Origin of the sequence: Leptospira tipperaryensis (assembly GCF_001729245.1) — a bacterium.
Classification (GTDB): Bacteria; Spirochaetota; Leptospiria; order Leptospirales; family Leptospiraceae; genus Leptospira; species Leptospira tipperaryensis.
On the sequence record NZ_CP015217.1, the window covers coordinates 100399 to 115369 of the forward strand.

14 protein-coding genes and 1 pseudogene are annotated in these 14971 nt (G+C 40.2%); 5 read left to right on the forward strand and 10 right to left on the reverse strand.

Annotated features, from left to right (window positions below):
- Positions 1–159: 159 nt before the first annotated feature.
- From A0128_RS00490 to pabB, 4 genes are all read right to left on the reverse strand, one after another.
- Positions 160–447, reverse strand: a complete 288-nt coding sequence (locus A0128_RS00490) for a hypothetical protein (RefSeq protein WP_069605738.1) — start codon at positions 445–447, stop codon at positions 160–162.
- Between the two features lie 78 nt (positions 448–525).
- Positions 526–1185, reverse strand: a complete 660-nt coding sequence (aat, locus tag A0128_RS00495) for a leucyl/phenylalanyl-tRNA--protein transferase (protein ID WP_069605739.1) — start codon at positions 1183–1185, stop codon at positions 526–528.
- The gene (gene thpR / locus A0128_RS00500; protein ID WP_069609014.1) at positions 1182–1745 is read right to left on the reverse strand and encodes an RNA 2',3'-cyclic phosphodiesterase; all 564 of its coding nucleotides are present in this window, start codon (positions 1743–1745) and stop codon (positions 1182–1184) included. The genes aat and thpR overlap by 4 nt, the downstream gene beginning before the upstream one ends.
- 46 nt (positions 1746–1791) lie before the next feature.
- A complete protein-coding gene (gene pabB / locus A0128_RS00505) occupies positions 1792–3570 on the reverse strand; it encodes an aminodeoxychorismate synthase component I (protein ID WP_069605740.1) in 1779 nt (592 codons plus the stop codon).
- A gap of 31 nt (positions 3571–3601) precedes the next feature.
- Between pabB and A0128_RS00510 the strand changes: the two genes are divergently transcribed.
- The 3 genes from A0128_RS00510 (at position 3602) to A0128_RS00520 (ending at position 7451) form a co-directional block, all read left to right on the forward strand.
- Positions 3602–5776, forward strand: coding sequence for an MASE1 domain-containing protein (locus tag A0128_RS00510; protein WP_069609015.1), 2175 nt, complete (start codon positions 3602–3604; stop codon positions 5774–5776).
- A gap of 52 nt (positions 5777–5828) precedes the next feature.
- Positions 5829–6440: a TetR/AcrR family transcriptional regulator gene (locus A0128_RS00515; protein WP_069605741.1), complete on the forward strand. Its 612-nt coding sequence runs from the start codon at positions 5829–5831 to the stop codon at positions 6438–6440.
- 102 nt (positions 6441–6542) lie between these two features.
- Positions 6543–7451, forward strand: coding sequence for a hypothetical protein (locus A0128_RS00520; RefSeq protein ID WP_069605742.1), 909 nt, complete (start codon positions 6543–6545; stop codon positions 7449–7451).
- Here the strand turns inward: A0128_RS00520 and A0128_RS00525 are convergent.
- On the reverse strand, positions 7448–8950 hold the full coding sequence (locus tag A0128_RS00525; protein WP_069605743.1) for an aminotransferase class I/II-fold pyridoxal phosphate-dependent enzyme: 1503 nt from the start codon (positions 8948–8950) through the stop codon (positions 7448–7450). The two genes, A0128_RS00520 and A0128_RS00525, sit on opposite strands and share 4 nt — an antisense overlap.
- A gap of 66 nt (positions 8951–9016) precedes the next feature.
- Positions 9017–10081 carry a peptide chain release factor 1 gene (gene prfA, locus A0128_RS00530; protein WP_069605744.1) on the reverse strand — a complete coding sequence of 355 codons (1065 nt, stop codon included), beginning with the start codon at positions 10079–10081 and terminating at the stop codon, positions 9017–9019.
- Positions 10082–10121: 40 nt separating this feature from the next.
- Here prfA and A0128_RS00535 point away from each other — a divergent pair, with 40 nt between their 5' ends.
- Positions 10122–10727: a hypothetical protein gene (locus A0128_RS00535; protein ID WP_069605745.1), complete on the forward strand. Its 606-nt coding sequence runs from the start codon at positions 10122–10124 to the stop codon at positions 10725–10727.
- A gap of 26 nt (positions 10728–10753) precedes the next feature.
- Positions 10754–11914: a hypothetical protein gene (locus tag A0128_RS00540; RefSeq protein ID WP_069605746.1), complete on the forward strand. Its 1161-nt coding sequence runs from the start codon at positions 10754–10756 to the stop codon at positions 11912–11914.
- Between the two features lie 3 nt (positions 11915–11917).
- On the opposite strand, the gene A0128_RS00545 is transcribed toward A0128_RS00540, so the two are convergent.
- The 4 genes and pseudogenes from A0128_RS00545 to A0128_RS00560 all read right to left on the reverse strand — a co-directional run bounded on the left by A0128_RS00545 (position 11918) and on the right by A0128_RS00560 (position 14930).
- A complete protein-coding gene (locus tag A0128_RS00545; RefSeq protein ID WP_069605747.1) occupies positions 11918–12964 on the reverse strand; it encodes a carbon-nitrogen hydrolase family protein in 1047 nt (348 codons plus the stop codon).
- A gap of 11 nt (positions 12965–12975) precedes the next feature.
- The gene (locus tag A0128_RS00550; RefSeq protein WP_069605748.1) at positions 12976–13410 is read right to left on the reverse strand and encodes an NUDIX hydrolase; all 435 of its coding nucleotides are present in this window, start codon (positions 13408–13410) and stop codon (positions 12976–12978) included.
- Between the two features lie 165 nt (positions 13411–13575).
- Positions 13576–14241 carry a rhomboid family intramembrane serine protease gene (locus tag A0128_RS00555; protein ID WP_069605749.1) on the reverse strand — a complete coding sequence of 222 codons (666 nt, stop codon included), beginning with the start codon at positions 14239–14241 and terminating at the stop codon, positions 13576–13578.
- Positions 14219–14930, reverse strand: a pseudogene (locus A0128_RS00560) (TetR/AcrR family transcriptional regulator). Before A0128_RS00560 ends, A0128_RS00555 begins: the two are co-directional and overlap by 23 nt.
- Positions 14931–14971 lie beyond the last annotated feature (41 nt).

The window sequence follows — 14971 nt, forward strand, 5'->3', positions numbered from 1 at the left end:
TTTTACCGGAATGAGTTCCGGTATTATAAAGGCTGAATTAAGTTAAGAGAAAAAAGGAATGAGTCAATCAAATTTTGGAATGAGGGAAAAGAGGGTGCAGTGCAAAAACGAGGAAAAGAAAGGCCGTCTACCTCGGAAGAGATAGACGGGAAGCAGTGATTATTGCTCTTCTCCGGCAGGAGTAGAAGATTCAGTAGCTGGAGCTGATTCTTCTTTTTTACTTTCTGCTTTTTCCTTCTTGGATTTTTTCTTAGATTTCTTTGCCTTTTTAGCCTTTTTGGATTTCTTAGCTTTTTTTCCTTTCTTTTCAGACTTTGTTTCCTTTGGAGTTTCAGTCTGAGTAGTCGGTGCGTCAGCGGCAGGTTCTTCTGCAACGAGTCCTGCAAATCCAGTTAGCGCCATTGAGGCGATCAAAAGTTGGGCAAGAATTTTCTTAAAAAGGGTCATTTTAAAGTTTCCTATTGAATAGAATGATTGATTCTGAGAAGTGCAACATCCTTCGGAAAAAAGTAAATACGTTTTTTTTCAAAGAATGGAATGAGGAGGGGTCCATTTTTTTCCGGAAGCAACGGCGGATTCCAATCTTCTAAGATATTCTTTTTTTGGAATTTGATAAGCGCCGAGCCCAAGAGTAACAATGTTTAGTTGTTGGGTATCGAAAAGGAGGAACTGATCTTTCTTAAGTGCATCAAATAAATGAAATAGACCGATTTTGCCGAAATCGGGAACGAAAGAAAACATCGATTCTCCGGCGAAAAAATTTCCGATCGCGACTCCGTAGACTCCGCCTCCGAGTTTACCGTTCTCATCCCAAACTTCGATCGAATGTGCATAACCGAGTTTGTGAAATTCATTATAACCTTTGATAAAAAGTTCGGTGATCCAAGTCTCCTCGCCGGGTCGATAGGCGCAACAGCGCATAACTTGTTCGAATGCTCGATTGAATGTAATCGTATATTTCTTCTGGTTTATTTTACGTCTTACACGTTTTGAAATATGCAGCTTGTTGAGATCGAAGATTCCACGAGGATCTAAACAATACCAAAGAATGGGCTGATCGGACCAAGGAAAGATTCCATTCTTATAAGCATAAAGAAGTCTTTCGGGGGAAAGATCGCCACCGACCGCGACGATCTCACGATCCCAGACGTGTGGATTTCTAAAAAAATCGGAAAAGTCTTTCAAGGTATTTTCCCATAATTCTTGTAAGACGGAAAAAGTGAAAAAGATTCTTCAATCGTATAAATTGGTCCGTCCGAGGATGATTTTGAAGAATAGATATGAAACTCCGAAATCGAAAAACGAGAAGAGGAAAAATTGGAGAATTCTTCCAAATAAAGAGATATCTTTCCTCCGTGTGTAGTCTTGAATCTTCCGATCGTTACGTGCGGGTGGTAGTCTTGGCGTTCGGGACTAAAGCCTAGTTTTCTAAGACCGGAATCGAGTGTTTTCTGTAATTGAAACAATGTTGGATTTTGTTCCACGTTTGCAAAAAGAATGGAAGGAGATTTTTGTTTTCCAAAAAAGCCAACCGACTTCAGTTCTAACTCGAAGTCAGGAAGTGAAATCCCGGAACAGAATTCCGAGATTCGATCGATATCATCGGAATTTTGTTCTCCTAAAAATACCAAGGTGATATGAAAATTTTCTTCCCGCACCCACTTGATATCGGGCAATCCGTAACAGATCGAAGTTAGTTGTTCTTTCACTGCGTCCGGAATGGAAATCCCCAGAAAAGTTCTCATGCTTGAGATCTTAGAACTTCGGCTGATTTTCGCAACTAGATTCTGTTCATTCATCTTTTGAAGAATCTTCGATCCCGCGGACTCGCAAAATCCCGCGAAGAGAGTTGCAGAGAAAAACGGATTCTGAAGATTTCAGATCATCCAAAGAAAGAGAACGTTCGTAAAACCCTTTCCTTTGCAACAGACGATTTCGATAGATTCCGGGAAGAATTCCGGAAGAGAGGGGAGGAGTAAAGTAAGAATCTCCGACCTTGAGAAAAAGGTTAGCAATACTTCCTTCCGTAATTTCATTCTTTTCATTTAAAAAAATCACATCCAAATGAGAAGAATTCCTGGATTGATTTCCTTCACGATCGTAAACTTCTCGGAGATTTGTTTTGTGTTTTCTAAATTCGGAAGAAGAATTCATTCGAGTCCGGCTAATTTGTAAACTTCCTTTTTTTTGAAAAGAGGAAAGGATAGAATGTTCGAAACTAAAGTTTCCGGAAGTATCTAAGCTGATCTTAATACGATAGGAATTTGCTTCCTTGCAGGTTGAGGCAATTTCCTGCAGACAAGAATTCCATCCTTCTTCCGAAAAAGGAAAATTTAGAGTTTCAGCGGAATCTTTTATCCGTTTTTTGTGTTCTTTTTGAAAGTAAAATATTCTATTTTTATAAAGTATCGTTTCAAATAAATAAAAGTTTCTTGGAGCCTCGGAAAAGAATTTCGCCTTTTCTAAAATTTCGAGCCATTCTTTTTCCGGATCGGCGTCCCAAGTAATTCCAGACCCGATTCCGAGCTTTCCCTTTCCATCAGATATTTCTAATGTACGAATCGCGATCGAAAATACCGCGTTTGAATTTGGTTGAATGACTCCGATCGCTCCCGTGTAAATTCCTCTTGGTTTCTCCAATTCTTGAATCAGTTCCATGGCCCTCAGTTTTGGGGCGCCCGTGATTGAACCGCCTGGAAACAATTCTCTAAAAATATCGGAACAATTGATTCCGTCTGAAAGTTCGGAACGGATTGTGCTCGTCATCTGTAAGATCGTTTTGTATTTTTCTACGGAGAATAATTCTTGAACTTGGACGCTTCCTTTCCGACTGATTTTTCCGAGATCGTTTCTCATCAAATCCGTAATCATCAGATTTTCGGCTTTTTCCTTTTCAGAATTTTTGAGAAGCTGGATATTTTTTTCGTCTTCGAATTCGTTTTTCCCTCTCGGATACGTGCCTTTCATCGGTTTGGTGATTAGGTTTCTTCCTTGTTTTTCAAAAAAAAGCTCCGGTGAAAAAGAAAGAATGTCCTGATTCTGGATCCGTATCCAGGATCCGTATGCGACAGGTTGTCTATTTATAAGAGTATTATAAAATGATAATATATCCCCTTCGAAATCGAAAAGGATTTGATCCGTATAATTGATCTGATAGATTTCTCCTTGAAAGAGTTTTTCTCGAATCAATTTTAGATTCCGAAAATATTCTTTTTGATTTGGTAAAGAGGAAATCTGAAATCCGAAACTTTTAGAAGGAGTTTCTTCAATCGTTTGCAGGATTTCCGGTTTGTGAAAAACACCAAAATACAAAAATGGTAAAACTGTTTCAGAATCTTTTTGATTTAAACCGGAAAAAACTTCTCCTGCTTCGTAAGAAATATATCCGGCAATGTAAAATCCTTGCTGAATGTAGAGTTCGATTTCGTTAAGAGACGATTCGATTTCTTTTGAAGTAAATGCCTTGATTGTGGTGATTGGGTTACGAAAGAGAATCTTTCCGGAAGGATGGAATCCTTCATCAAAAATCATAAAAGACTGGTCAGAGAATAAGAGTTCTTCGATTCTCATTTTAGAGCAAACTTAATTAGGATTGATGATTTTGTCTCTTCGTTTCAAAGCAATAATAAGAATCTCAGGAATCATTTTATTCTCCGGGTTTATCTATTATATTCTCGCCCAAATCGGAAGAAACACGGCGATTTATCCTGGATATGCATCGGCAATCTGGCCTGCGTCCGGCGCTGCGCTCGGCCTAACTCTTATTTTCGGAAACTGCACGATCATCGGTGTTTTTATAGCATCCTTTCTTTCCAATTCCGGTACGGATCTATTTTCAGGAATTTGGATTGATCCGAATAAGAATTTATATCTCAGCGCTTCGATCGCTTTTTTTTCAGCGCTTCAGAGTTACGTCGGTAAAGTCGTATTAACAAAAAAAATTCCGGGCTGTAAACTTTCCGATCGTACACAATTCGTTCTTTTATTTATATCACTCGAGGCTCTCGTTTGTACGATCAGTTCGACCGGTTCCGTTGTGACGATGTATTTTTTGAATGAAATCGAGTTGTTAGGCTTTCGTCAGAGTTGGTTGACTTGGTGGGCGGGAGATACGCTCGGAGTTTATATCGGAGCCCCTTTTATTCTCTTTTGGTTTCGCGGGGAATATAAGATTCCAAAGATTCTTGATTTTCTCGAATCCACGGTTTTACTCTTATTGATCGTATTTTTTTCCCTCGTTTCCTTTGATTTGGTTACTCCGATCGTTTCTTTCAGTTATCCTCTGGGATATATTTTAATTCCTCTGATTCTATGGTCCGCGTTTCGTCTGGGGGAAAGGGCGAGCAGTTTAGCTGTGGTATTGTCTTCCGTGATTGCGATTCTCGGAACAATTTCTGGATCTCCTCAATTTTATGCGGAGACGATGAACGCTTCCTATATTTTACTTCAGTTTTTTATCGCGGTACTTTCCATTACGAGTTTACTCGTGGCGAGTATTGTAAACGAGAGAAAAGAAGCGGAGAATCAACTAAGAATTTCTCATCAGAGTTTGGAAGGTAAGGTTAAGGAAAGGACTCACGAACTGCTTCGATCAAACGAAATTCTCAGAGAAGAAATACTCGATAAAAACGAGGCGAGGGCCGCGTTGGAAAAAAGTCAGATCCGATATATGGGTTTGTTTCAACACCTTCCCGTTGCCATTATCGAAGCGGATTATTCCGAACTCAAACGCGTGTTAGACGGGCTTCCGGAAGATCTAAATGGCGACGCTTTTACGGATTATGTGGAGGCTCATCCGGATTTTGTACAACTCTGTTTTGAGTCCATTCGTGTCATCGGGGTTAATCAAGAGACCGTAAATTTACTTCGAGTGGATTCTTACGAAACTGTATTTAAAAACTGGAAACGCTTTTTTAGTCAGGATAATTTCAAGGTTTTTCGAAGAGTTCTTCGAAAGATTCGAGAAGAATCCTATTTTTATGAAGTAGAAGTCGGCTTTCGAGTTCAGGATAATACCAGACTGGATATTAAGATTCGTTGGTCGGTTCCGCCCGGTTTTGAAACTTCGCTTTCCAGCGTGATCGTAACGTTGCTCGACTTTACCGAAATCAAATCAGCGGAACGAAAACTACAACTTTCTTTAGAAGAGAAAGAAGTGATGCTCAAGGAAATTCATCATAGGGTTAAGAATAATCTGCAAGTGATATCTTCTCTTTTATCGATGCAATCGGACTATGTTCAGGACAAAGAAAGTCTTTCCGTCTTTAAAGAAAGTCAGAATCGACTCCGAACGATGTCGATGATTCATGAAGAGTTGTATCAATCGGAGAACCTAGGAAAAATTCAGTATTCCATTTATATTGAAAAACTTTTGAATCAACTCTTTCAAGTCTATGGAAAGGCTGAGTCGATTCGCTTGATTACAAAATTGGAATCTTTGGATATCAGCGTCAACAGAGCGATTCCAATCGGCTTAATATTAAACGAATTAGTTTCCAATTCTTTAAAGTATGCGTTTCCCGAAAATATATCGCTGAAGGATGTTTCGGAACTGAGAATTTCACTGTCCAAAAAAGACGAATACTTAGAACTCAAGGTTGAAGACAATGGAATCGGAATGCCGTTCGGATTCGATCTCGAAGATTCCACTTCTCTCGGTTTGAAGCTCGTTAATATTCTCGTGAGACAACTGAAAGGAAAAATCGATTTTTCTTCGGATTCTAAGAAAGGCACTCAGTTTACGATTCAGGTTCCTTTGAGCGTAGATCTTATCTGAAAAACTTCTGGTTTACAAAAAGAACTCCGACGTTCAACATTCTTATCGAAGTATGAAAAAAGAAGAAAAAATTCAGGCTCGAAGAGAAGAGATCCTGGACGCCGCCTTAGAGATTTTCGCAAAGAAAGGATATCACTCCACAGGGATCGCGGATATCGCGACTCAGTTGGACATCGGTCACGGAACTTGTTATCGTTATTTTAAGAATAAATTGGATATCCTACACGCGCTTTTGGATCAAGTTCAGAAGGGACTTTCAGAAGTGATCTCAAGACAAAGCCCTGATAAATCCAATTCTTTGGAAGAATACCGGTCTCAGATCGGAGAAATCGGCGCCGGACTGTTTGAACTTTTTGGAAAAGACGTTCGAGTCGGTCAGGTTTTCTTTTTCGAAACACAGGGAATCGATGAATCGATTTCTACTAAGATCAAAAAGACCCACGATCTTTCCGCAAAAGTTACGGAACTTTATCTAATCAACGGTGTGAAAAAAGGATTCTTACGAAAGAATTTGGATACAGACGTCGCTTCCAAAGCGATCAATTCCATGATGTTTGAAGGAATTCGCCAGTCCATTTCCCATAAATCTAATCCAGAATATGCCTCTCGATGGATGAAAGCGGTTCCTGACTTGATGCTGGACGGAATGAGCGCCAATTTGTGAAATTCGTATTTTTGAAAAAGAAGGAGTTCCTACTTTTTTTGATTGAAAAAACTGAATGATATGTCATTCTTTATTTAGATTTGAGAAATAGGAGAATTGAAAATGGTTCAAGTGGATGTGTTCTGGGCCTATGGATTGGGCGCAGGCTTTGCAATGGCGGCTTCTCGTCAGATTAAAAAAATTCAAACTTCGTCGGATTCTTCACCCGCGGCTCTGAAAGAGGTCGAGGGGAAGAATGAAAAAACTCCCTTTTGGAAGACTACGTATTTTCTGATCAACGTGCTCTTTCTTTCTCTCGTGTTCGGGCCGTCAGGTTTGTACTTGGTCTGGCAATTTACCAATTGGGAAACCATGCAGGCCTTGGATAAATCGATGCCGGGTTGGTTGGTCACTCTTTTCGGTTTTACAAATGTTTCGCAGGGAATTCTTGCGTTCTGGATCGTTTGGAAACTTCTCGAAAGGTCCAAAGCGTTTTTCGGTTTTTTACAAGTGATGTTGGGCTATTTTGGAATGTTTTTTATTCTTGTTCACGGTTGGGACGGAGAAGGTTACAAAAGATTTTTTTCAGCAACTCGAGAAGAATACCTTAACAACTGGTCTTGGAATACGGCGCTTTCTTGGCTAACTTCCGATGTCGCGATCACGTTGTATGTCATGGGCGTGATTATGATTCCAATTATGATCGTCATAATGTCCAGATGGTTGGAAGAAGGTCTTGAAATTCAAGGCGTTTCTCTCGAACAGGAAACGAAAGAAGGAAAAGGAAGTCCGATTCAAAGAATCGTTTATTTTTTCGGTTCCGTTTTTATCGGCGCGCTCGGGCTCGCGATTCTTTCCAGTTTGATTATCCACGCACTCGGATGGATTCTTGGAAGTGCAGTCGCGCTCGGAATGCTTTATATATTAGGAATTTCTAAATTTGGAATTCTTTTTGTTTTTTATAAGGGAATTTTCCATCTCAAAGGAAGTTCGGCTTCTACAAGTGGAGTTCCCGCAGAGGCGAGGGCTTAGATCTCGAGAGCCTTTTTGTATTCCTGAATCAAAAGGTCCGGGTCTTCGATTCCAACGGAGATCCGGATTAGATTCGGATCCAATCCGTTTTCTTTTAAAAATTCGAGTCCTTCTTTTTCGGTCACCAATTCATAGTGAGCCAAATAAACATAAAGCATGTTTAATGTGAATTCGGTTCCGAAACTCGGACCCTTTAACAACGCCAATCGATCGTAAAACGTTTCCAACGGAATCGAAAGCTCGATGGATAAAACCCCCGCTTGAATTCCGGGAATTCTTGTAATCTTTGAAAAATTATCCGAGGACTCGGAAGAGCCGGTCCAAAAAACATTTTTGATCCCGGGTTGTTTGGAAAAGAAATCCGCTAACTTTATTACATTGGAACTTATCTTACGAACACGATCTTCGTATCCTTTAATCTCATAAGCGAGTCTTTCACAATCGCGGATATAAGGACTTTCCACTAATTCTTTACAGATGGGAAGAATTTCCTGAAACCAATGAGACTTTCGATTTAGAATCAAAGCGCCCATCATCAAATCCCCGTTTCCGCAGGCAAACTTAGTGAGGCTTTCTACTACGACGTCCACATAAGGAAGAACATTGATTACCGCAGAACCTGCGATAGAAATATCCGCGATCAAAGGGACTTTGTATTTATCCACGATCGATTTTAGTTTTGGATAATCCGGAACCAAAAGAAGCGGATTGGTCGGACATTCGGTGATGATACCGGCTACACGCTCCGAGTTTTCATTCAGAAATTGTTCGAGATCTTCTAAGTCCGTAGCATTATGAATCACGTAAGAATCTTTCGTGTATTTTTCCATGATGCGGATATTATCCACATACAGCCAGCCAAGACGGATCCAAATCGTTTTATCTTGTTTTTTTTGAATTTGATTCAAAGCTTCGAAGACGGTATAAACTCCGTTCATTCCAGAAGAGGAAAGAAGAATTTCCGGATTTAGATTCGGGTAAAAAGAAGAGAGTGTGGAAAGAATTTTATCGACCGGATTTTCTTTTTCGACCTTCTCTCGAAAAATTTCCTGAAGAATTCCCTTTTTTAAAAGAAAGTCTTCAGCTTTTCTGGACGAAGCGAGACAACCCGTATGTTGAATGAAAGATAAGATTTCTTTTTCCAATTCTTTTAGATTGGGAATGACTAACGTGATGATTTCTTCGTCTTCAATGATTTCAAATTTTTGAATGGAGAATTTTTGAACGATCGCATCCGCGGCTTTTCTGGAAGATACGATGAACTGAGGAGTGGTGATCTTTCGGTTCTCTTTATTAAAATCTAAAATTCTCGCGATATAAGAATGGGCTACAAATCTCGGGTAACCCGATTTCAAACGAGAAAGGGTTTCGGTTCTTTTTTCTTCGTAGCCGATTACGTCCGTAAGTTGAGGAAGGCTTACCGAGACGGCATGAACGTTTTCGAATGGAATTCTTTCTCCGCAGAGAGTTCTATGTGGTTCGCTGATTTCTTTTAACATCTCTATGATTCCAGTTCGAGATCGATCCGTGATTTTTCAACCTGTAAAATTCTAAGATTTAGTTCTTTAACTAGGTTGTGTTTCTGAAATTTTCCGAATTCGATCTTCTTCCGTAAGTGCTCCGATGAGTTCGTCCAAGTCGCCTTCCATAATTGCGGAAAGATTATGACTCGTAAATCCGATTCTATGGTCCGTACATCTTCCCTGAGGAAAGTTATAGGTTCTTACTCTTTCGGAACGGTCCCCGCTTCCGATCATTTGTTTTTTGATCGCATCCGAGGCTTGTTTCTTATCTTCCGCTTGTTTTTCAAGAATTCTCGCGCTCAAAATTCTCAGAGCCTTGGCTTTGTTTTTATGCTGCGATTTTTCATCTTGGCAAGCGACTACAACGCCGGTGGGAATGTGAGTGATCCTAACAGCGGAGTCGGTCGTGTTTACGTGCTGACCACCGGCCCCGGACGAACGATAAACGTCGATTCTAAGATCGTTCTCATTGATCTCGACTTCTTCGGCGTCGGCTTCGGGAAGAACGGCAACGGTTACAGCGCTCGTATGAATTCTTCCGCCAGATTCGGTGCTCGGGATTCTTTGCACTCGATGTGTTCCGCCTTCGAATTTAAAAAGGTCGTAAGCCCGATCGTCTTCTAAGGCAAAAATAATTTCTTTTAGACCACCGATTCCCGTTGGCGAAGAATCGATGATCTCGGTTTTGATTTTATATTTATCCGCGAAACGGGAATACATTCTGAAAAGATCCGCTACAAAAAGACCTGCTTCTTCTCCGCCGGTCCCGGCTCTAATTTCTACGAGAATATTCTTTCCGGAGTTCGGATCGGGGGTCAAAAGTAGAATTTCGAGTTCTTTTTCAAGTTGCTCCAGCTTCTCGCCTGCTTGCCGGATTTCTTCCTTGAGCATCAGATGCATTTCTTCGTCCTTTTCGGACTGGATCAACTCTTCAGCGTCTTTTTTATCTTTTGTGAGTTTGAGATATTCTTCTACCTTGAGATAGAGAGGCGTCAGACGCGATCTTTCTTTATAAAGATTCTTGAGCGAGGAAGGATCCTTCGCCAGATTTAACTCTTCGCTGATCCGAAGGTATTTTTCTTGTATTTTTTCAAGTCTATCTATCATTGAATGAACTCGACCTTTCCTTTGTAAATCAACCCACTCTATGGAAAACCATATTTCCGTCGCAGAAGCTTTTTCTGAAAAATTCTTAACCTTACTGACCGATCTCAGAGGATACCGCAGTCCCTTTGGTAAAACCGTGGGCGATCCGGCCGATTTGATCGAAGAATGCGTTCAGAAGGCTGCAATTCGAGCCGGAGCCGTAAGCGCCGGTCTTTCGATTCCCAAGATGCATTTGGGATATCTTACCTTATTGCCTGAAATGATTTTATTCTATAGAATCCAGGGTCATCTCGTAAAAGATATCGCCGCTCTTTATGGAAGGGAATCTCAAGTCTCTCCGGAGATTATGAGCTATTGTATCTTTCCCGATACAAATCACGCTCTGATTCGATCCCTTGTTCGAGACATGGGAAGTAGAGTTCTCGTGAGACCCGCTTCTTTGGAAATTCTTCGTTCCATCGGCTTTCATCTCGGTTGGAAATTATTTCGTAAGAATGGAAATTCTTCTTCGAGATACGGATGGCTTCCTTATTTGGGCGCGATCTTGAACGGAGGAATTTCGTTTTTAGATACAAAAACAACGGGAAGAAGGGCGACCGAACTTTTTCAAAAAGAATTCGAATTTACAAATAAAATCGAAGAATAGAACTAAAAGAGAAACTGAAATATATTATGAATATTGAATCCATTTTGAAAAATAAAATCGTATCGAAATCATTTATCTTTAAAAATACGATTTTGATTTTGTTTACGGTTTCTTTTTTTAATCTCTGTAAGAGTAGTCACGAAACTTTTATAGAAGAAATTCAGGAATTGGTAGAGCAGGAAAAATACGAAAAGGCCGCCGACAAGTTAAAGGAAAAACTTCAATCGCCGAAGGACCGCGACGAAATCCTTTCTTCGGAAGCTCCCGATTCTATGAGGGTGATCGAGTTTTCAAATGATCGATTGAAGTTGGTCTGGACGGAAGATCAAAAAATATTCTATCAGGATCTTTCTGCGGGTGAAAATAATTCGAGAAGTTTGGACCAGATTCCTTCCAACTTATCTCTTTCTCAAAACGCGAATTATGCGTTGGTCGAATATCCGATGCAAGCTTCGGGCGGTTGTCGATACGTTGCGATATCATTAAAAGATTCCAGTCTTTCTTACGAAGCGGGCGCTCAAGTTTCTTGTAAGAATCGGGGATCGATTCTTCCCGATGGATCTAAAATTTATTACTTCGTCGATGACAATCTTTATGAAGAAAAAACGGTAGAACCGAGAAAGCCGGTTTTAGTTTTGAATAAAGAAAAGATCGTTTCTCCTTTTCCGAATCTAAAAACACGTTCTTTGATGTATCCATCCGGAAATTCTTTTTTGATTTTTTCAGGAAATGCAGGTTCTTACAATTTGTACTGGTTTCATCCCACACAAAAAACCGCGGAAAAAATTGATAAGGATATTTTGAGTCCGATCCTTTATTATGGAAACGGAGAGAGCGCTTATTATATCGGCGGAGAAATCGGGAAATTACATTTGAGAAGAATTAATTTTTCCTCTAAGGGTAAACCCGCGATCACGAAACTTTTTACCGTGAGCAGAAAAGAAATTTATCCTTGGAAATTAGCAAAGAAGAACGAGTTCCTTTCGGGTTATTCCGGAAAGGTTCATCTTTGGGGTCCTTTGAAAAAAAGTCAGAATCTCCCAATCCTTTGCGAAAGGGCTTATCTTTCCGGGGATGATCGAATCGTCTGTGAAACCGAACCCGGTCAGTTGATCTTGAGCAAACTCGATTTTCAACCGGAAGATTGGAGTATCTGGAAACTCTACGAAGAGGTTCGTAGCAAATAAAGATTATAAGAATAGATTGAGAATCAGGGGTTCTCTGCTATTTACGCCCGGGGTCGGAGCTCCGTATCTGGTCTTGACGTAACTTCCGCCTTCGTAATCTCGATCGATCAAGGAACCGGAAGGAATCACTCGAATCGTAGATTCAAAATTGGATTTTGTTGCCCATTCTTTCAAAACTGTTTCGGAAGATTCTTCTCCGATTGCGATGATCCTGGAAACAAATGTTTTTTTAACACTATCTTGAAATTCAGGATTTTTAAATTCTTCCAAATAAAAAATACCGAATCTCGCAAACGGAAATTGATACGTAATCAGAGGAATGTTGTTCTCTTCTAAACCGGGAAGATTATTTTCCGTAAACGTAGAAAGATCTTTTTTCCAAGTTTCCGACGGGTTGTGGGATAGAAATTCTTTCGCGAGTTTTCCGTCCGGTTGAAAGAGGAATGTAAATTCTTTCCATTCTCCATCAGAATTTGAAATCAAGTTTCCGTTTTCAAGTTTTGCTCCGGGCAAAAGAATCGAACCCGCTAAAAGATAAACTCCGTAGGTTCTGGAAAGATTGGAAAAAATTCTTTGGTAAGTGGATGAGATTTTTGAATATGGATCCGTCTTTTGTCCGGTAATCAATCCGATCCAATTTCTAAAACGGTTTTCTAATTTTAAAAGATAAAAGGCCCGTTCTAAACTAGGACGGGAAAAAGTTTCCTGACGCGAGTTTAGAAAATACAAAAAACTTCCCGAATGCGAAGGAAGAACAACTAACGTATTCTTTTTTAAAAGTCCTTTTTGTTTTGCCTGTTTGATCGGGTTGTCCAGAGATCTAAAAAATCTTTCCTCAGAAGAGAAATCTTCGAGTCGCCACTCCGGCTGAATTACAAGAATGTTTCCCGCGTTTCTATCAAACCCCGCCGTAAGAATTTGATATTCTTTTTGTTTTAGTGCGTTGTATTGTTCGGAAGAAATTTCTTTTCCCGAAAAAATGGAGGCGATTCCTAAAAATATAGGAATCAATATTAAGGATGCGATTGCGTTTTTCCAAAATGGAGTCATATTCTTTTTCTCTAATGAACTAAAGAGGCGTATTCCTTGAGATAGAGATTGACCGCGTCATACATGTATTCGGAAAACAAGGGACTCGGATCGTAAGAATGGATATTTTCCCAAGCGATGTAGTCGTGTTCGTCGGAGAGTTGAATTTCTCCGCCCAAAAAATCCGCGTGATAGGCGATGATGATACAAGGGAAGTTCCCCTCGTTCACTCTGTGTTTATGAATGAAGAGAGGTTTTGGCGAAACCTGGATCTGAACCTTGGGGCCCAATTCTTCTTCGATTTCGCGTTCCATGCTGAGCTTCCAGTCTTGATAGAACTCGTCTTCGTTCATTCGTCCGCCGGGCAAGTCTCCCAGACCCGATTTTCTATCTCTGAGAATCAGTAGCTCGTCTCCCTTTCTTAGGAAAAGTTTTTGTGTGATTTGAAAGAAGCCGTGTTTGCTCAAGGATGATTGATTCTCCGAGTTTCCATAACAGGGACTGATAATTTTTCGTTGCTGACAATCATTTTTATCTTCGATTCCTATTTTGCGGAATGAACTTCTTGATCGGAGAATCCGTTAGATTCTTAAATATTTTTAAAAATTCTACTTAGAATCGAAAATCGGATTCTAACGATTCGAATAGAAGAACGCCAGAATCAAAGTTAGGACGATAAAAATTAAGTTTAGAATGAATCCGGAATGAAGCTGTTTTCGTTCCGTCGGTTTGAGGAAATACGCGGCAAAGATGACCGAAATAAATCCTCCTAAGTGCGCCCAACGTGCGACTCCGTCATCCGTAAAGACGTTCGTGATGTCCGAATAGACCATGATCCACGCGACAAGAAAGACGGGAAAGGGAATGTTCTTCTGATTAAAACGCAAGGAGAATGGAGAGAGCAAAGCGGCAACCGCCGCGATTCCTGAAATCGCGCCTGAGGCGCCGACTACGGGTGTTGAGTCGTGTAAGATAATGCCTCGAATAAAAGAATCCAAAAGAGAAGAAACCAAAGCTGCCATAAAAAAGAAAAGCAACCATCTTCCTTTTCCGGCTTTATATTCAACGGCTCTTCCGAGGAAAAAAAGATAAAACATATTTCCAAAAAGATGAAATAGGTTTCCGTGATAAAACACGGCCCCGATCCAAGAGATCGGTTGAATATGTCCCGGATGATTTAGAAAGTACTGACGTATTAAATGTTCCGGTAAAAAAATATTCACTAGAAAGAACGTCGCCGTCATTAAAAAAACAAAAAAGGTAGTTAAAGGAAATTCAAAAAGAAGAATCCGAATCAAGGTGTTTCTTTTCTCCCTGGAAAATATCGAGTTAGATAAGATTTTAGAATGATCTTCAATTCGACGATCATTCTGGATGAAAATTCCCTATCTTTTTGCTCGCGTATCCAACGGTTCAGAATCGCATCCGTTACTTCTACGATAATTCTTGAGATGATTTTATTTTCCGCGGGATTCACTTGGAACTGAGCCAAGATCAGGGAAACGTTCTCGGAGATTTTTAAATTGTTTTCTCGGTCAATTTCAATCAACTCCGGATCTTGCTTCATCGAAGACCAAAGCGGAGCGAACCCCGGTTCCGTCAGATAAAAATTTGCAAAAGAATCGATAACGAGATCGATCAAGTCTTCCCAATTGATTCCTGAAAGATCTGACTGAAAAATTTCGGAAAGCATCTGATTGACTCTTTCCAGATGTCTTTGACCAACCGCATTCAAGACGGCGTGTTTATTCGGAAAGTATTGATACAAAGAGCCGATTGGAATCTCAGCTTCTTGGGCAATCATATTGGTCGTGATCGCTTCCGCACCGTTTCGCTCTAATAACACGGCGACTACGTCTAAAATCTTCTGAACACGATCGATGGATCTTCTCTGAGAAGGTTCCTTTCTTGGATCCAAAAGAGACGGATTTTTCCCTGATTCGCTATTTATAATTTTCTTAGTCATAATTGTTTTCTTTGAAATCAAAGCAAATCTCCGCCGGTGAAACGGTCAGGTTCCATTTATGG